The organism is Alkalimonas amylolytica (assembly GCF_900107845.1).
GTDB lineage: Bacteria > Pseudomonadota > Gammaproteobacteria > Enterobacterales > Alteromonadaceae > Alkalimonas > Alkalimonas amylolytica.
In genome coordinates this window covers 213,466-232,086 of the sequence record NZ_FNRM01000005.1, presented here as the reverse complement: position 1 = coordinate 232,086, position 18,621 = coordinate 213,466, and the positions used below count along the sequence as shown (strand labels likewise).

General features: G+C 50.9%; 15 protein-coding genes. 7 read left to right on the top strand and 8 right to left on the bottom strand.

Annotated features, from left to right (window positions below; all coding sequences use genetic code 11):
• Nucleotides 1–390: 390 nt before the first annotated feature.
• Entirely contained in the window at nt 391–1,017 is a 627-nt protein-coding gene (locus BLW37_RS11450) for a c-type cytochrome (RefSeq protein WP_091342994.1), read from the bottom strand.
• A 260-nt stretch (nt 1,018–1,277) separates the two neighbouring features.
• Here BLW37_RS11450 and yihA point away from each other — a divergent pair, with 260 nt between their 5' ends.
• Nucleotides 1,278–1,898 (top strand): ribosome biogenesis GTP-binding protein YihA/YsxC, encoded by a 621-nt coding sequence (yihA, locus tag BLW37_RS11445; RefSeq protein ID WP_091342992.1) that lies wholly within the window; start codon nt 1,278–1,280, stop codon nt 1,896–1,898.
• Nucleotides 1,899–2,325: 427 nt separating this feature from the next.
• On the opposite strand, the gene polA is transcribed toward yihA, so the two are convergent.
• The gene (gene polA, locus BLW37_RS11440) at nt 2,326–5,103 is read right to left on the bottom strand and encodes a DNA polymerase I (RefSeq protein WP_091342991.1); all 2,778 of its coding nucleotides are present in this window, start codon (nt 5,101–5,103) and stop codon (nt 2,326–2,328) included.
• Nucleotides 5,104–5,562: 459 nt separating this feature from the next.
• Here polA and elbB point away from each other — a divergent pair, with 459 nt between their 5' ends.
• From elbB to BLW37_RS11425, 3 genes are all read left to right on the top strand, one after another.
• Nucleotides 5,563–6,213 carry an isoprenoid biosynthesis glyoxalase ElbB gene (elbB, locus tag BLW37_RS11435; RefSeq protein ID WP_091342989.1) on the top strand — a complete coding sequence of 217 codons (651 nt, stop codon included), beginning with the start codon at nt 5,563–5,565 and terminating at the stop codon, nt 6,211–6,213.
• 96 nt (nt 6,214–6,309) lie between these two features.
• Nucleotides 6,310–6,711 carry a c-type cytochrome gene (locus BLW37_RS11430; protein ID WP_091342988.1) on the top strand — a complete coding sequence of 134 codons (402 nt, stop codon included), beginning with the start codon at nt 6,310–6,312 and terminating at the stop codon, nt 6,709–6,711.
• 206 nt (nt 6,712–6,917) lie between these two features.
• Nucleotides 6,918–8,822 (top strand): sensor domain-containing diguanylate cyclase, encoded by a 1,905-nt coding sequence (locus tag BLW37_RS11425; RefSeq protein WP_245785711.1) that lies wholly within the window; start codon nt 6,918–6,920, stop codon nt 8,820–8,822.
• A 38-nt stretch (nt 8,823–8,860) separates the two neighbouring features.
• Here BLW37_RS11425 and rep read toward each other — a convergent pair whose 3' ends face one another.
• A complete protein-coding gene (rep, locus tag BLW37_RS11420) occupies nt 8,861–10,879 on the bottom strand; it encodes a DNA helicase Rep (RefSeq protein WP_091342986.1) in 2,019 nt (672 codons plus the stop codon).
• Between the two features lie 132 nt (nt 10,880–11,011).
• Between rep and ubiK the strand changes: the two genes are divergently transcribed.
• Nucleotides 11,012–11,299, top strand: a complete 288-nt coding sequence (ubiK, locus tag BLW37_RS11415; RefSeq protein WP_091342984.1) for a ubiquinone biosynthesis accessory factor UbiK — start codon at nt 11,012–11,014, stop codon at nt 11,297–11,299.
• Nucleotides 11,300–11,303: 4 nt separating this feature from the next.
• A complete protein-coding gene (locus BLW37_RS11410; RefSeq protein ID WP_091342983.1) occupies nt 11,304–12,590 on the top strand; it encodes a Xaa-Pro dipeptidase in 1,287 nt (428 codons plus the stop codon).
• Nucleotides 12,591–12,648: 58 nt separating this feature from the next.
• On the opposite strand, the gene BLW37_RS11405 is transcribed toward BLW37_RS11410, so the two are convergent.
• The 3 genes from BLW37_RS11405 to BLW37_RS11395 form a co-directional block, all read right to left on the bottom strand.
• A complete protein-coding gene (locus tag BLW37_RS11405; protein ID WP_091342981.1) occupies nt 12,649–13,347 on the bottom strand; it encodes a PEP-CTERM sorting domain-containing protein in 699 nt (232 codons plus the stop codon).
• Nucleotides 13,348–13,508: 161 nt separating this feature from the next.
• Nucleotides 13,509–14,414 (bottom strand): ABC transporter ATP-binding protein, encoded by a 906-nt coding sequence (locus tag BLW37_RS11400; protein ID WP_091342979.1) that lies wholly within the window; start codon nt 14,412–14,414, stop codon nt 13,509–13,511.
• Entirely contained in the window at nt 14,411–15,232 is an 822-nt protein-coding gene (locus BLW37_RS11395) for an ABC transporter permease subunit (protein ID WP_091342978.1), read from the bottom strand. The genes BLW37_RS11400 and BLW37_RS11395 overlap by 4 nt, the downstream gene beginning before the upstream one ends.
• Nucleotides 15,233–15,397: 165 nt before the next feature.
• Here BLW37_RS11395 and BLW37_RS11390 point away from each other — a divergent pair, with 165 nt between their 5' ends.
• Nucleotides 15,398–16,711 (top strand): MFS transporter, encoded by a 1,314-nt coding sequence (locus tag BLW37_RS11390; RefSeq protein WP_245785710.1) that lies wholly within the window; start codon nt 15,398–15,400, stop codon nt 16,709–16,711.
• 4 nt (nt 16,712–16,715) lie between these two features.
• On the opposite strand, the gene BLW37_RS11385 is transcribed toward BLW37_RS11390, so the two are convergent.
• Both BLW37_RS11385 and BLW37_RS11380 read right to left on the bottom strand, forming a co-directional pair.
• Nucleotides 16,716–17,444: a VC0807 family protein gene (locus BLW37_RS11385; protein WP_091342974.1), complete on the bottom strand. Its 729-nt coding sequence runs from the start codon at nt 17,442–17,444 to the stop codon at nt 16,716–16,718.
• Nucleotides 17,445–17,514: 70 nt separating this feature from the next.
• The gene (locus BLW37_RS11380) at nt 17,515–18,588 is read right to left on the bottom strand and encodes a M28 family peptidase (protein ID WP_091342972.1); all 1,074 of its coding nucleotides are present in this window, start codon (nt 18,586–18,588) and stop codon (nt 17,515–17,517) included.
• Nucleotides 18,589–18,621: the final 33 nt, after the last annotated feature.

The following is an 18,621-nucleotide window of genomic DNA, read 5'->3' as shown; positions in this document are numbered from 1 at the left end:
GTGATCATCCTGATACTTTCTGTGTCGTCCATGGATAGCGCACGAACATCGCAGCGATGTTGTATTCGTCGTCGCACTTACTGAGCTTTCCGTGCCATCAGTTCCATTTTCTCGACGCGTTACTTAATGTAACGAAGTGTTAATCTACGCCAATTTCAGCAGATAACAACCCCTAGATGGAAAAAAATCCACAACATTTGACAGGCCATTCATTATTTACTGCTTTATCAGTTATTTAGTTGCATACCCATGCAACTTAAACCACTCTCATCAAGCACTCCAATGGCATATATCTCACATTGCTTGTGAGATATGTCTCACGCTCATTGCGCTAGAAAGACAAAAAAACCAGCCGGTTGGCTGGTTTTTAGTAGCAAACAGATACCAGGCTTAGTGCAAACCACCAAGATACAAGGACACCATTTCAATATCTTCATCCGTCATTTTACGGGCGATATCCCGCATCATACCATTCATATCATTGGCACGGGCACCGCTACGAAACTCTTTTAAGGTTTCGATCAGGTAAGGCGCATGCTGGAAAGAGATGCGCGGAAAACCTGACAAACTGGTTCCGGCGCCTCGAGGGCCATGACAGGCAATACAGGCTGGAATACCACGTTCAGCATCGCCGCCTCGGTAAAGTTGCTGACCACGCTCCAACGCATGTTCCGGGGTAGTACCGGCCGACATGCTTTGAGAAGCAAAATAAGCAGACAGGTCGCGCATATCCTGATCAGACAAGCCAGCGACCATACCGAACATGATCGCATTGCTGCGGCCCCGTTCACCACCGGTTTGCATGGCTAGCTTGTAGTCCTGCAACTGCTTGTATAAATACTCGGCATGCTGACCGGCAATTTTCGGATAGATATCCATAGGGCTATTGCCATCGGTGCCATGACAGGCAACACAAGTGGTTGCTTTTTCCTTACCGGCCGCCGCATCGCCATCAAATGCATGGGCCGCCCCTATCATGCTGAATAACAGCGTAAGTGGCAGTACAAGTCTTTTCATGTTGTTTCCGTCTCTGTCCGCATTTAGTCGCCAGCTGGGTGGCACCATAGTTATTGCTAAGTTGTTTCAGCTGCTTATTTTACACGATTCTGTCTAATATAAAATCCCATCTATACAGCATTTGCTTCTTCCGATCCATCCGATCCGTTACAATGAAGCATTGGAACCCAAAAAACAGCCTGAGCACTATTTGTCTAGCCCACTCTAATCTGTGGTGAAAGCCTTTGCTCAAGCTTGATTTAAACTGACTGGAGTTTGCTGTGAGCACCCCGACCATCAATTATCAACAAGCTACCTTCCTGACCAGCGCGCCGGATATTCGGGCGTTGCCAACGGATGATGGCATTGAAGTTGCCTTTGCAGGCCGCTCCAATGCAGGCAAGTCCAGCGCCCTTAATGCCCTGACCCGCCAAAAAAGCCTTGCCCGCACCAGTAAGACACCTGGCCGCACTCAGTTGATCAATGTTTTTCAACTGAATGAGCAGCAACGGCTGATTGACTTGCCCGGTTATGGTTTTGCCAAAGTGCCGTTGGCAGTAAAAGAGAAATGGCAGCGCTCACTCAGTGAATATCTACAAAAACGCACTAGCCTGAAAGGTCTGGTTGTACTGATGGATATTCGCCACCCACTAAAAGATTTGGATCAGGATTTGATTCACTGGGCTGTGGCCAGCGAACTGCCGGTGCGTTTATTGCTGACCAAAGCCGACAAACTAAGCCCGGGGCCACGTAAAAAAGCATTATTGGAAGTCACGGAAGCCGCGCTGGCTTTTATGGGTGATGTGCAGGTACAGGTTTTTAGTTCATTAAGCAAGCAGGGCTTACCCGAACTGGAACAAGCTCTGACACAATGGTTTTGTCCAGATCAGGCTCAGGACTGAGCCTAAAAAAACGGCCTCACAGTGGAGGCCGGTATAGCAAACGGGGAGAAGCTATTAGTTCAAATCAACAGGGTGTCTCAATCTTTGAGACGATGTAATGATACTACATAAAAATACAAGTTTGAAGTATTTACTCTAAAAATAACCGAAAAAATTTGCCGTGATGCAATGACCGCCAAAAATAAAAAAACGCCCCACTGCAAGCAGTGGGGCGGCTAATAGTAAGCCTACTTTCCGGTTAGAACTAAGTTCTGACACTGAAAGATAGAACATCTTACCTCTGTACCCTACATTTTCTATACTAGCGTGCACTGCTAAAAAATCAAGCACATTTGGTAAAAAAACTACAAAAAATCTTATTTAGTCATTTACAGCCAACAATTGGTAATAAAATTACCAATTGTTGGCAAGCTGAAGCCAGAGCAAGTTAGTGCGCTTGCTGCCAGTTATCACCAAAGCCCGCTTCAGCCAGCAAAGGCACGTCCAGACTTGCGGCTTGCTCCATGACAGCAGCCAGCTCACGTGCAGCGGTATCGATTTGCTCGTTGGCCACTTCGAACACCAGTTCATCGTGTACTTGCATAATCATCACCGCCTGCAACTCGCAGTGTTGCTTCAAATAGCTAGCGACATCGATCATCGCCCGTTTAATGATATCGGCAGCCGTTCCCTGCATCGGAGCATTAATAGCTGCCCGTTCAGCTGCTTTTTTCCGGGCCATATTGCGGGCATTGATTTCCGGCAGATACAACCGACGGCCAAAAATGGTTTCAACAAATCCCTGCTCATGCGCCTGCTTTCGGGTCCGTTCCATATAAGCCAACACCCCCGGGAAGCGCTCAAAATAGCGATCGACGTATTGCTGCGCCTCCTGGCGTCCGATATCCAGTTGGCGTGCCAGGCCAAAAGCCGACATGCCATAAATCAGACCAAAGTTCACCGCCTTGGCGCGGCGTCGTTGCTCGGTTGTGACCTCTGTCAAAGGCACAGCAAACACCTCGGCTGCTGTCGCTTTATGAATATCCAGCCCAGCGGCAAAAGCATCCAGTAACGCCTTATCACCGGATAAATGTGCCATGATGCGCAGTTCAATTTGCGAGTAATCGATGGCCAGGATCTTTTTCCCCTTAGGCGCAATAAAGGCATGACGGATACGGCGGCCTTCCTCGCTACGAATGGGAATATTCTGTAAGTTTGGCTCGGTTGAGCTAAGCCGGCCGGTTGCTGCGACCGCCTGATGGTAAGAGGTATGCACCCGTCCCGAAGACTTAATCATCTTTGGCAGCTTATCAGTGTAGGTGGACTTCAACTTACTCAGCATGCGGTGTTCCATCAGTAAGCGCGGTAACTCGTAATCATGCGCAAGCTCCTGCAACACTTCTTCGGCTGTCGATGGTGTCCCTTTCGGGGTTTTCTTTAAGACCGGCAACTGCTGCTGCTCAAACAAAATCTGTTGCAGCTGTTTGGGTGAAGCCAAGTTAAATTCCTGCCCTGCCAGCTGATGCGCCTGTTGCTCGAGCTCAGCCAGGCGGCTACCCAATTGTTGGCTCTGCTGCTTTAGCAAGCTGGCATCGATCAAAACACCATGCCGTTCCATCGCTGATAAAATTGGAACCAACGGCATTTCAATGTCCTTCAACACCCGAACTAGGGTTGAGGTTTGCTGCAGCTGGGGCCATAAGGTCTGATGCAGGCGCAGTGTTACATCGGCATCTTCGGCCGCGTAACGGCTGGCTTGCTCCAGCTCGATCTGATTAAAGGTGAGTTGTTTGACTCCTTTGCCGGCTATGTCGGTAAAGCTAATGGTATTGTGGCCCAGATACTTCAACGCCAGATTGTCCATATCGTGGCGGGATCCCACACTGTTCAATACATAGGACTCCAGCATGGTATCAAAGGCAATACCTTGCAAGGCAATGTCATAGCGTGCCAGTACACTCTGGTCGTATTTCAGATTCTGACCAACCTTGGCTTTGTCGGCATCTTCCAACCACGGCTTCAGACGAGCCAGCACCCACGCTTTGTCCAATTGGGCAGGCGCGTCCAGATAATCGTGCCCCAGCGGCACATACCAGGCTTTGCCTGGCTCGGTTGCAAAAGATAAGCCTACCAGCTGTGCTTCCATATAATCCAGGCTGGTGGTTTCGGTATCCAAAGCTGTCAGCTCACTGCGATCCAGCTCATGCATGAGCTGCTCAAAAGCTTGTTCACTGAGCACCGTTTGATAGCCCGATTGGTCCAGGCTTGCTGCCACGACTTGCTCTGGCTGGTCTTCTTGCTCCAATGCAGCGGCATCTACCCTGGTTGCAGCTGGCTCAGTCTCTGCGCTAAGCAATTCTTTTAACCAGCGATTAAACTCACAGGCTTTATACAGCTCTGCTAAAGCAGCCGTATCCACTGGCTGTATGGCTAAATCATCGAGTTGATAGGGTAATTCGACATCGGTTTTGATGGTTGCCAGCTGATACGACAACTCTACCTGAGCTTGGTGTGCTAATAACTTCTCAGCCATGGTTTTGGCACCACGGAAACTGAGCTCAGCCAACTTTTCCGATTGAACCAGCAACGCCGAAACCCCGCCAATCCCCTGCAACATGGCAGTGGCAGTTTTATCACCGACACCAGGCAAACCAGGAATATTGTCTGACTTATCACCAACCAGGGCCAGATAATCAATAATCAGCTCCGGAGGCACGCCAAACTTAGCTTCTACTCCGGCCGTATCCAGCACGGTATCTGTCATGGTGTTGATTAGGGTAACGTGCTGATCGACCAGTTGTGCCATATCCTTATCGCCCGTCGAGATCACCGTTTCGCGCCCAGACGCGCTGGCCAAACGGGCTAAAGTGCCAATCACATCATCGGCCTCTACGCCAGAGACGCACAGCAGCGGCAAGCCCATAGCACGGATGATTTGATGCAATGGCTCTATCTGGCTACGCAAATCATCCGGCATTGGCGGCCGGTGTGCTTTGTATTCAGCATAGAGCTCGTTGCGAAAAGTAGGCCCCTTGGCATCAAACACAACCGCCATCTGCTCGGGTTGGTAGCGCTTGAGCAAGCTTTTGAGCATATTGACTACACCGTAAATAGCGCCAGTTGCTTCTCCTTTGGAATTGGTCAGGTGAGGGGGAGCGTGGTAGGCGCGAAACAAATACGATGAACCATCAACTAAAACAAGTGGAGTATCCGGGTGTGAAGCCATAGTGCATCCTGTACTTTTACCAAGTGGTTTTCATACTGAAGCAGGAATGATACTACAGGCCGTCCGAACGACCTAGCCAGGATCACGGGCAAGTGAAAACCCAACCACTCAATCCAGGCAAGCTGTGGATAACTTTGTGCAAAAAATAAATTCAAAGCAAACTAAAGGGCCAACACAAGATGACCTCGCGTAAGCTAACTTATTGAAATTCATTATGTAAAATAAAGGGGGAAACTGCTGAAGCCCTTATTATTATTTTTATTCCATCGTGTGGAAAGTTTTTCTGCTGCTCTGGCTGCGAACAGAAAAAAACCGGCAGACGCAACGTCAGCGGTTGTGTAGACTATCACAGAAAGAGTGCGAGGCCAGCCATTTTTTTAAAAAATTTTAGCTTAAAAAAATCGGTTTAAGAATGCTTTGCTATAAGCCAACAGATATCATGGTTCAAAGGAGTCAGAGATGAAAAAAGTTGCTGTTATTTTAAGTGGCTGCGGTGTTTATGATGGTGCAGAAATCCACGAGTCAGTGCTCACTTTGTTGCACCTTGAACGGCACCATGCCAGTTACCAATGTTTTGCTCCGGATATCAGCCAGCATCATGTGGTGAATCACCTTACCGGCGAAGAGATGGCCGAGCAGCGCAATGTGCTGATCGAAGCGGCTCGCATTGCCCGAGGTGCCATTAATCCTTTATCTGCGTTAAACCCAGTGGAATTTGATGCGGTGGTATTACCTGGTGGTTTTGGTGCTGCCAAAAACTTGTCTGACTTTGCTTTCAAAGGAACTGATGCAGCGGTATTGCCGGAGCTAAAGCAATGCATTCGGGCTTTTGCTGATGCGGGCAAGCCAGTTGGCTTTATTTGCATAGCTCCAGCCATGATCCCTCTAATTTATTCAGCACCAGTCAGCCTGACCATAGGCACCGATGCCGATACCGCTAATGCCATTGAAGAGATGGGCGCTCAGCATGTGCAGTGTCAGGTGCGCGATATTGTGATCGATCACCAGGCCAAAGTTGTCTCCACCCCGGCCTATATGCTGGCACAGTCGGTGACTGAAGCAAGCGAAGGGATCGATAAGCTAATTGCTGCGGTACTTAAACTAGCTTGAGCTATGACATTACCGAGTTTACGGGGCTTCCCCAATGTCAACTGGCTCGTTATAATGGCGCAAGATTTGTACAAAATTGAAACAGGACCCACAACGATGAGAAAAATCCACCTTGTAGCAACGGCTGCATGTGCTTTGCTGTTCACCGGCCTGGCCACAAGTTCTGCTGCAGACGAAGAGCTGCGTAAGCGCATCGCTCCGGTTGGCCAGGTTTATCTGGATGGCCAAGCCCCAGCCCGGGCAGTTGCAGATACTGGTCCTCGAAGTGGTGAACAGGTCTATCAGACCGCATGTTTTGCCTGTCATGGCACCGGTGCACTTGATGCTCCCAAGCCTGGTGATGCCGCCGCTTGGCAAGCTCGGATGGATCAGGGCTTTGATGTGATGTTGCGTAACTCCATTGATGGCTTTGGCAATATGCCAGCAATGGGTACCTGCATGAACTGCTCAGAAGATGAAATTGCAGAAGCGATTCGCTTCATGATCAAAGATCTCTAAAAACGGCTATACCGATGCCAGCCCACAACAGCTAGGGCTGGCTCTCTTCTCTTTAATAACCACCTTCAAACTTTCTAGTATTTTTTATATTAAAATAGTATAAATAAGCGACGCTTTTCCTTGGTCGAAGATTCCACTCTGCGCAAACTTTGTGCATAATAAAATTGTTTCATGCACCAAGCCCATAACTATTATAAGAGACTGAGTTGAAGGATTTAACGAACCCAAGGCGTGCGCTGCAACGTGCAGAAACCAAGCAGCAACGGCTGCAGCAAATGGCCGATCGTTACCGACAAGCGTTCACCATTCAAGGTGCTTTGTTACGCCTGTCGGAACTGGCCAGTACCGTTGCGGATATGAAAGAATTCTACCCCGCCATTCATCAGATGGTGGCAGAGTTGCTGCACGCTAAAAACTTTTACGTAGTCTTGCATGAACATAGCTCCAATCAGTTCACTCTTGAATATTTTTCGGACGAAAAAGATCAACAGGTCATTCTTCAGGTCCCCTCCGACGCTTTCGCTAGCGGCCTGACGGGTTATGTATTTCGTACTGGCATGCCCTTGTTATGTAACCAAGCTTTGTTTGAGCAGCTGATCGCAAATGGTGACATTCAGGCTCAGGGCAGTATGCCAACGCATTGGATGGGCATTCCGCTAAAACGCGGCCAACAGGTGATCGGGGTGATGGCCATCCAAAGTTATGATCCAGACCAACAGTACAGTGCCCAGGAGCTGGATATCTTTTGTCACCTTGGCAATCATACTGTCACTGCCATTGATCGGGTACGCAGTCGTGAATTGCTGGAGCATACCGTGCGCGAGCGCACGCGGCAGTTGCGGCTGACCAATCAGGAATTGCAAAAAGAAATCAAAGAGCGAATAGCGGCTGAGAAACTGCAAAGTTCTTTATACCGTATTTCCGAGTTGTCGGCCTGTAGTCGCAATATGCAAAGCTTTTACCGTGACATCCATCAGGTGCTATCGGAATTAATGTATGCAGAAAACTGTTACATTGCCTTGCTTGATCAAAGCGATGACACCCTCAGCTTTCCATTTTACCGTGATCAATACACGCCGGCTGCGCCCAAGCGGCCGCTTGGTAAAGGCTTTACTGAATACATAATCCGCCGCGGTGAAGCCGCACTGATTGATGGCGCCGCCGCCGTTAAGCTCAATCAACAGGGCGAAATTACCCGAGGTATGGTCAGTTCATTACGCACCACCCGCCACTCCACCAGCTGGCTAGGTGCCCCACTGATTCTTGAAGATGAAGTGATTGGTGTCATTGCCTTGCAGGCTTATGACTATCAGTACGATTACAGCGAACAGGAACTGAAAGTTCTTCGTTTTGTCTCGCGCCATATAGCCGTAGCCATCCAGCGCAAGTTAGCAACTGAACAACAGCGCAAACAGCAGGAAGAGCTGGAGCGGAAAGTATTTGAGCGCACCCGGGAGCTTCGCCAGACCAATTTATTCCTGCGTCTGCAGGTGGAAGAGCGTAAGAAAATTGAAGAAAAGCTGTTCCATGAAGCCAATCATGATGCTTTAACCGGTTTATCGAACAGACCTCGTTTCCTGCAATTGCTGCAACAGCAGTTCCGACAGCGCAAACGGCAGACTGATGGAAAGCTGGCCTTGTTGTTTATTGATTTGGATCGTTTCAAAGCCATCAACGACAACCTGGGACATGCCGTAGGTGATCATTATTTGATGGAAACCAGTAAACGCTTGCAACAGGCTATTCGCGAGCATGATCTGGTCGCTCGTTTGGGGGGTGATGAGTTTGTCGTGATGCTGACTGATATTCAGCAACAGCTGGATGTGGAAGATGTTGCAGACCGTATCATCGAAGCGGTACGACAACCCGTGTTCATTGAGCAACATCAGGTTCTATCCGGAGCCAGCATTGGCATTGCACTTTATCACAACGACTACCAAAGCCCGGATGAAATGTTACGGGATGCCGATGCCGCCATGTATCAAGCCAAGTCGCTTGGTAGCAACCGCTTTGTGATTTTTAATGCCGACATGTTGGTCGCCCCCGACCCAAAGCCTCAATCTGAGTCAACCAGTGCCGTAACGCAAAAAAAAACGGCTAAGGCAAGTTAGCACCCGACAAAAAGACCGCGCGGCTATTTGACAAGGTGTTAATCCGGCTTTTTTAAAAGTTGTCGTAACCGATCAATATTGGCTTTGCCACTTTGCTGACGTTGCTCGGCGGTTTTAGGCGCAGCACTGTGCTGCCAATCCAGATCATCCTGAGGCAGTTCATACAAAAAGCGGCTTGGTTCAGGCCGGAGCACCTCGCCATACTGCCGTCTTTCTTTGGCGTAAGTGAAAAACAGCTCACGCTGTGCCCGGGTAATACCTACATAAGCAAGCCGCCGCTCTTCTTCAATGTTGTCAGCATCAATGCTGCCCTGGTGCGGCAAAATCCCTTCTTCCACACCCACCATAAACACATAGGGAAACTCAAGCCCCTTGGAGGCATGCAGGGTCAGTAATTGCACCTGATCGGACTGTTCATCCTGCTCCTGCCGTTCCATCATATCACGCAGCGTCAAGCGGCTGACCACCTCTGACAAGGTCATCGGCTCTTCATCGTCTTTGCCTTCCAGCATCTCAACAATCCAGCGAAACAACTCGTTGACGTTTTTCATCGCCATTTCCGCTGCTTTCGGGCTGTTGCTGCTTTCGAACAACCAGGCTTCGTAATGGCTTTGTCGGATCAAGTCACGAATGGCATCGGATGGTTCAGCGCGTTTCACCTGCTCGGTTAACGCCAAAATCCAATTGGCAAAGTGTTGCACTGCCTGATAGCCACGCGCTGGCAACCGCTGCGACAACTCGGGTAAAAAGCAACTGGCAAACAGACTGACCTGCTGTTCATGCGCCAGGGTACCCAGCTTTTCCAGCGTGGCTGCACCTATCTCGCGTCGTGGAACATTGATAATACGTAACAGCGCATTGTCATCATCCTGATTCACCAAGAGTCGCAAGTACGCCATCACATCTTTGATTTCGGCCCGGGAGAAAAAGGAAGTACCACCTGAAATACGGTAAGGAATACGGTTGTTCATCAGCGCTTTTTCAAAAATCCGTGCCTGATGATTACTGCGATACAGCAGAGCATAATCCTTGTAATGGGTGCGGTTGGTAAAACGATGCGAGATGATCTCAGCCACAACTTTCTCAGCTTCATCTTCTTCGTGTTTGCACGGCAGGACTTTGAGCGGCATACCATAGCCAATCTCACTGAATAGCTGCTTATCAAACACATGCGGATTATTCGCAATCAGAATGTTGGCTGCTTTTAAAATACGCTCCGAAGAGCGGTAGTTCTGTTCCAGCTTAATCAGCTTCAGGCTAGGAAAATCCTGCTGCAACAAGGCCAGGTTCTGCGGCCTGGCACCACGCCAGGAATAGATCGACTGATCATCATCACCGACCACAGTAAAACGCTGCCGCTCGCCTACCAGCAGTTTCACCAACTGATACTGGCTGGTATTGGTATCCTGGTACTCATCCACCAACAAATAACGGATTTTTTGCTGCCAGCGCTCGCGTACCTCGTGTTGATGTTGCATCAACAAGGTAGGCAATAGAATCAAATCATCAAAGTCAAACGCATTGTAGGCTTTGAGCAGCTGGCTATAACGCTGGTAATACTGCGCCTGCAACAGCTCTTCAGGTTGCGTTGCCTGCTGCAGGGCCAGCTCCGGCAACATCAAATCATTCTTCCAGTTGGAAATTTTGCTCTGCAGTTGTTTTAGTAAGTCTTTATCGCCCAGGTAGTCCGCTTCGGTCAGCTCCTTAAGCAAAGCCATAGAATCCTGATCATCAAACAAACTGAAACTGGCCTTATAACCAAGCGCTCGGTACTCTTTTTTCAGAATATTCAGACCAAGGGTATGAAAGGTCGAAATAGTGAGGCCACGGCAGGCAGGTTTAGGCAGCTGCAAACTAATACGCTCTTTCATTTCCCGAGCAGCTTTGTTGGTAAAGGTCACTGCAGCGATATGTCGGGCCGGCAACTGGCATTGCTCTATCAGATAAGCAATTTTGTTGATGATTACCCTGGTTTTACCGCTGCCTGCACCCGCCAGTACCAGACAAGGGCCCGAGATATAATGCACCGCTTCATTTTGCTGAGGGTTTAATTTCATCGGCTAGCGGCAAAGCTCCGTACTGGCTGCGGGGAATGGCCAGCAAGTTTACCGGAAAATCAACTAAAAGAGCAGCGTAAGCTTTGTTATACTGAGTTTCAACGGATACAACCCCAGGCAAAGGTGCCCATTATGATCGATCCAAAAAAAGTTGAAGAGCTGGCTAAACAAATTGGTGCCGTGATCCCGGCCCGAGTTCGGCAAGCAGCTGATGACATCGAAAGCAAAATCAAAGTGGTGCTGCAGCAGAAGTTAGCTGATCTGGATGTGATCAGCCGGGAAGAATTCGACGTCCAACGCCAGGTGCTGGCTCGTACCCGAGAAAAAGTAGAAGCCTTGGAACTTCAGGTGCAAGCCATTATCACCGCTCAGCAGCCAGCGCCACCAAAAGCTGCGCCACCCAGCTCGGATCAGGAGTAATCCAATGAGAACCTCTCTGCCCCTATCTGCCCTGTTGCTCTTGCTGGTCAGCTCCATAGCAACCGCTGCCGATCAGCTGATCCTGGCCGGCCAATTGCTGGATGTGCAAAGCGGTGAGCTAAAAAGCAATCAAGCCATTCTGGTAGCGGACCAGCGCATTGTGAACATTCTGCCCGTGCGCCAGTTATCCGCTGAGCAGCGCAGCATCCCCACGCTGGATTTATCCGGTTATACCGTGCTGCCGGGCTTGATTGATATGCATGTCCATCTTACCTCCAACCCACAGCAGCATGGTTACCGCCGGCTCAATAGCACTCCAGCGCGCCAGGCGATTTTTGGGGTGACAGCGGCCGAAGTGACCCTGAAAGCCGGTTTTACATCAGTGCGCAACGTCGGAGCGGCAGGCTTTGCCGATGTGGATTTACGCAATGCCATTGATGAAGGCGAGATCCAGGGACCAAGAATGCGGGTAGCCGGCCACTCAATTTGCATTACCGGTGGTCACTGCGACAACAACTTGCTGCCTCATACCTATGCCGCCAGGGGTTTTGGTGTTGCCAATAGTCCCGATGAGGTTCGCACCCGGGTACGGGAAAACATGAAGTATGGCGCCAACCTGATCAAGTTCACAGCAACCGGTGGGGTCTTGTCCCGCAACACCGATGTCAACGCCAGCCAGTTCAGTCTGGCAGAGATGCAAGCGCTGGTGGCTGAAGCCCATGATCGCGGCGCTAAAGTAGCTGCGCATGCCCATGGTTTGCATGGCATGAAACGCGCCATTGAAGCCGGTGTCGATTCGATTGAGCACGCCAGCTTCTTAAACGACGAGGTGCTAGCTATGGCGGCCGAGCGTGGCACTTACCTGGTCATGGATATTTATGTCAGCGATTTTATCTTAGGAGAGGGAGAGGCCGCCGGCATCTTACCGGAATCGCTGGAAAAAGAACGGCAAGTTGGCCAGCTGCAGCGGGAGAACTTCCGCCGTGCAGTCGCCGCCGGTGTCAAAATGGCTTATGGCACCGATGCCGGTGTCTACACCCATGGCCAGAATGGCCGTCAATTTGCTTATATGGTGGACTGGGGCATGACACCGCTGCAGGCCATTCAAAGCGCCACCCTGCATGCCGCTACCCTGCTGGATTGGCGCAATGAGCAAGGCCAGTTGAACGTAGGCCTGTTAGAGCCTGGTGCTTATGCCGACATGGTTGCCGTTGAAGGCAATCCTTTGCAGAATATTCGCCTGCTGGAAGCCATTCCGATCGTGGTGAAAGGTGGTCAGCGAGTTAAGTAAGCAGCAAAAAGGCCTGTTGCAGCAGGCCTTTTTGCAAAAAACAGGAGTGACGCTTGCTTTAGCGACGACGCAGGCTCAGACCCAGCAACCCCAAGCCCACTAATATAAAGGTGGCCGGTGCCGGGACTGATGCTGCTGGCTCTGAGCCATAGATATTGAGCGTTGCATCGTATAAGCGGAAATTTTGCGATGCACCAAGAGCAAAACTCTCTTGTGCCATCCACAAATAAAACGATTGATTGCTTACAATGCTATCAAAGACATCAAGACTGCTATCAAACCAAAAGGTCTGGCTTGTTAGTCTGTTTGGCGTAGAAGTAAGCTGAAATAATTGGCCACTGCCATCTTCCGTTTTTGCACCAGCTGCTGGCCGGGCATGCCAGTTTTTGAGAGTTCCTTGCGTATGGGAAAAGCTCAAGGTTAGCTCAAAACCATCAATCGCATCAAAGTTTAAAGTCGAAAAATCAAAAACATCGTAAAAGCGCTGACATCCGGTCGCAGGCCCGCGACTTCCTGGGGTTCTGATTTCTAGAAAGTTGCTGTGCACTCGATCACAACTTGCACCACCAAGACTCGGGGTGCTGTAACCAAGCCCATAATCATGCGTAATGGTACCAATCAAAGCAGCATGTGCCGAGAACACCAAACCAAGCATCAGGGCACCAGCCCCGGCAAACAACGATGTCTTCATAAATTTCATCCCTAAAGCATCCAGTAAGCCAAACAACGGATCCGTTTTTTGGAGTTGTGTGATCATAGATCTCTCTGACCTAGCAAAAGATGTGCCCAAAATTTATACGCTGACATTACCTACTGTTTTATATGCGCTTATTTTTAATACGCTATCGTTCTAACTATTACCCACGTTAGAGCAATCCAATCTATGATAAAAAAACCGACACTTTTCAGTTTGTTGGCTTAGCCACCTGACTGGAATAGCTGTTGCTCCAGTGACTGTCCCCGGCTTAGCTGCCGATAGTCCATGCTCTGCTGATGCAGCAACTGCAGCAGCTGGACATCAAAATCGGCCGCCCGCACAGCATCGTACTGCAGTTCCAGTTGCAGCTTGTTCACCAGCTGTAACTTTACAAAGCCAGGCAGTTGCTGCAACAAAGGCAGCAGCTGCTGACTGTTTTCCTGACACAGTTGCAAACGCAGCACACCAGTTTCACTAGCCTGAGTCGCTTGCTGGCGGATTTTGCCTTGTTCCAGCATCAACACAGTGCCACATAGTTGCTCCAGCTCAAACAAATTGTGCGAGCTGATCACAAAGGTACAGTGCGTACTTTGTTGCTGGATGCAATCCCGCAGGGATTTGGCATGCAAAGGATCCAACCCTGCGGTCGGCTCATCCAGCACCACCAGCTCAGGCTCGCCCAACAGCGCCTGTGCAATGGCCAGCCGCTTGCGCATGCCATGGCTTAGCTGGGCGACTTTCAAACCTGCCTCGGCGGTTAAATCCACCAGCGCCAGTACCCGCTCAGCTTCTGTGTTGGCCTTGGATGCCGTCATACCCTGCAGACGAGCCAGCCACTGCAATTGCCTGGCCAAGCTAAAATCCGGGTCGAACTGTGCGTCCTGTGGCAAGGCACCAAGACGACCATTTAACCCTTGGCTGCCAGGCATCCGCCCTAACACCTGGATATGTCCCTGATCCGGTGTTAGGTAACCACACAACAGGCTAAGCAGAGTGGTTTTACCTGCGCCATTGGCACCAACTAAAGCGACCGGAGCTCCAGCCTCAATCTGAAAATCCAGCTCCTTCAGCACTGTTTTGTCACCAAAGCTTTTACTTAAGCCAGTGCAGGCAATCACTGCTGTCATAAGGACCTCCGCCGAAAACTTACCAGAGACAAGGTTAATAACAGTAACGCCTGACCAACAGGCAAACCAAGCTCTGCCCAGGGCTGCCAGGGTGAACTGTTGACAAGTACCGGGATCTGAGCTCCGGGCAGCCAGGCAAAAGCCGGAAGGGCTTGTGGCCAGTAATAGACTAGCACCCCCAGCAACAAAGGCAGTAACGTCAGCAGCAAGATGGCCATGCTGACAGCAGCCCGGCTAGAGTTCAGCCAGACCGACATCAGGCTCATCAAGACGGTAAAAGGCAACAGGGTAAGCATCACAAAGAGCCAGCAAAACACCATGGCACTCAACAAATCGCCACTTAAAGGCGCGCCCTGCCATAACGCCAGCAGCAAACAAGCCAGCAGCGCCAGCTGCAGCAAAGTGCCCTGCACCAGCAACTGACCCAAAAGGCGCCCCAACAAGATGCTATCCCGATCAACCCGCAAACTGTAAAAACGCAAGGTACCACGGCTGCGGTCACGGCAAATCTGGCCGGCGCTAAAGAGCACCGCAGCAGCCGGTGTCAGCAGCAAGGCCAGCAACCAAAATAAGCTCAGCTCAGGTCGTGGCCACAGCAGCAATTGCCGCAGATCCACCCAACCGGCCATCATTTCAGCACCTTCGATAATGGCAGGATCCAACATCCACTGACTAAGCGGCATGACAACATAACGCAGCAATAAAAACCACAGCAGGCAAAATGCCGCCAGGGTTAGCCAACCTCGCCGGGTAACAAACAACCGCTGCCATTCTATCTGGCTAAGCAGCCAGATATGGGACCAAACGGGCAAATGCATACAAAGCTCCTTGCATTAAATAACTTAAGGCACATTCAGTAATAGTAGTGAGCAATATCAGTGCCAGAATAAAAATGACTAAAATTCAATGCGCTAGCCTGTTAGACTAAAGCTATCGAAGTCTGAAGGCGACTTTTTTCGTCAAAATCACCACCCGGAGGCGTCGTGAACCCATCGCAGGAAAAAATGGACAAGCTGTACAGCCTGATCGCGAACGAGGAAGATGCCCGCGCCTGCAAGGATATTTCCGAGCAGGCCTGTACCGAAGTACCGCGCAACTTTTTCTTAATTCTGTTCAGCCAAACTCTGACCAGCCTGGGTGATTTACTGACCAGCCCGAAAACCGTGCTGACCTGGCTGATGACAGCGGTCGGCGCCCCGGCAGCACTGATTGCCTGGTTGGTGCCTATTCGCGAGTCCGGTTCCTTATTACCACAATTGCTAATTGGCGCCTGGGTGCGTCAGCATGCGCTGCGCAAACCTTTTCTGGTGTTGGGTGCCATCATCCAGGCACTCAGTTTGTTTGGCATGGTGTTGGTGGTGCTCTGGTTGGAAGGGCTAAGCGCCGGACTGGCCATTTTAGGCTTGTTGGTGGTTTTCAGCCTGGGGCGTGGCCTCAACTCGGTGGCAATGAAAGATGTGCAGGGCAAAACCATCCCCAAACAACGTCGTGGCCGTCTGACCGGCCTGGCTAGTACCTTATCCGGCTTGCTGACCACGGGCGTATCACTCTGGCTGCTTGGCAGCGCCAAAGAGGCCGGTGTACTAATCTATGTGCTGTTATTACTGGGAGCCGCCATGCTGTGGTTTGGCGCTGCCACCTTATTCAGTCAGATTGAGGAAGAGCCTGGTGAAACCAGCGGCGGTGGCAACGCCATGCGACAAGCTTTTGCCAACTTAGCGCTGCTACGGAACGATGAGCTGTTTCGCCATTTCGTGATAACCCGGGCGCTACTGCTCAGCTCGGCACTGGCAACGCCTTTTTTGATTGTGCTGGCGCAGCAGCACAGCAGTTCAGGCGCTTTGTTAGGGGCTTTTTTGCTGGCCAGCAGTCTGGCCAGTTTGCTGAGTTCCAGCTTTTGGGGCTGGCTGGCCGACTGGTCCAGCCGTCGGGTGCTCTTGCTGGCAGCAGCGCTCGCCTCTGTGTTTTGCCTACTGGCAGCTATCGCCAGCCAGCTGGAGTGGGCTTTGTTTGCCAACTTCTGGTTTTACCCGCTGCTGTTTATGCTGCTGAGTATTGCTCATGCCGGAGTGCGGGTCGGTCGCAAAACCTATTTGCTGGATATGGCCGGCGGCAACAAACGCACCGACTATGTCTCGGTCAGTAATACCGTGATCGGTGCTTTGTTATTACTCACCGGCTTGATCAGCGCTCTGGTAGCCAGTTGGTCGCTGTTTGCAGTGCTGGTGCTATTTGCCGCCATGAGCGCTTTGGGCGTCCTGTTTGCTTGGCGGCTGAAAGAAGTCACGGCTGACTGACAAATTAGGTTGAGCTTTCCGGCGCGCCAACCAAAAACTGATCCAGCTCCTCGCCTGTCAATTTGCCAATCTGGCTAAACAGATAGAGCACGGCGCCCATCATAATAATGGTGCAGGGAATGGCAATCACCGGAAAACTAAGCGCCGTCATGCGGCCAATTTCAGCATTGAACGCCTCGGTACCGGCCGGGCTTACCACGATCCACTTGGCCAGCACATAATTCAATACCGCCGATAGTGCGAAAGAGCTGGCCAGCAGGTAAGTGCTGAATTTAATTTTTTGCTCAAACAGCTCGGTGGCTTGTTTGGCAGCCAGCGCCTCTGCCAGTTTATCGGTGCGGATCAGATCATCGTTCAGCAACAATTTGCGTACCAGTGAATAACGGGTGTTGTGGGTCAGGATCACTGCGATACCCAGCACGGCCGGCACCGCCGCTTCTTTAATGGCGATGTAGGCCGGATCCAGCTGCAACAAACCAATGCCGCCGGTTAGTAGCACACTGATCACCCCAAGCACCGAGAAGAAATTCACTTTATCGCTTTGGACAAAGTCCCAGCAGCCATACACCACCGGAAATGCCAGTGCCACTACCAAAGCCCACATCGGCCCTAAGTGCGCATCGCCGCTAAACTTGCTTAAAATCACCACCGGAATAATGATGTTAAACACCAGGTTGCTAAAAAAACCGCCTTTTTTGCGGGCGGGTTTGGCTGGGGTTACCGATTCACTCATGCTGTACTCACACTGTATCCAATCCGCTCCAGTATACCCAAAGTTCATAGGATGTCACCTGTGCAGCGCTTTAACGCTGTGCCTTTGCGGCCAATTGCTGATCCAGTCGCAGTATAAAATCCAGCACGGTTTCACTCACCGCCTGATAAAATTCTGCATCAACCCGATCACTGGTATCTCTGGGGGTGTGGTAATCCGGATGGTCGGCCACGCCAAAATAAATAAAAGGCACACCATGGCGATGGAAAACACCGTGATCTGAGCTGTTTACCCAGTTCTCGGTGCGTCCTGCCCGCCACCAGGGCCTGTCGTGCGCCCGTATCAGGCGGACCGAACTTTGTTGTTGCACCCGATCCAGCAACGGATGCAGCCAGGGGTGCTGGTAGGTGCCCACGGCAAACAGCTGCCGCTCGGTATCCCGGCTTAGCATATCCAGATTGACATTAAAGGCCAGCTGATCTGGCCGTATCGCCTGATCACGAAACAACGCCACCGCCCCCTGCAAGCCTTTTTCTTCGCTATCGAGCGCCATAAACAGCAAAGGGTGCTCGGTCGGGTGCTGCGCAAAATAACGTGCCAGCTCCAGCATAGCCGCCACCCCAGAAGCATTGTCATCGGCGCCATGAAACACCTCGCCATTGCGCACGCCTAAATGATCGTAATGGGCGCTGATAGCAATGTAGGGCAGTCCGGCTTGCTTGCCCGGCAAACTACCCAACACATTGGCCGCATTGCTGATGGCCTCAATGTGGCGCTGACGCTGGCGAAAAACGCCACTGAACTGAATGTGTTCCTGCACCTCGTACTCGTGCAAGTAGCCCTCGACCCCGGCAGGCTGCAGGCCTATCTGCTGATACTGCTCCAGCAGCCAGTGGCGGGTAGCCAGCGCGCCGGGCTGGCCCGATTCCCGCCCTTGACGATCCGGATGTGCCATCCAGCTTAAATCCTGCATCATACGGTCAGGATCCAACCGGCCAGGCTGGGCCGCAACAGGCAAAGGCAGGGATTTTAATGCCTCAATCCGGGCAACTTCGCGCTCCGTTAACCAGCTCTGCCAGGCGGGATAGCCCCATTGCTGCCCAGCAAATACCAACACACCGAGTAAAACCAACCACGCGATCAAACGTTTCAACATGGTGCTCATGCATAATTTCCTATTACTTAGCTACTGGCATTT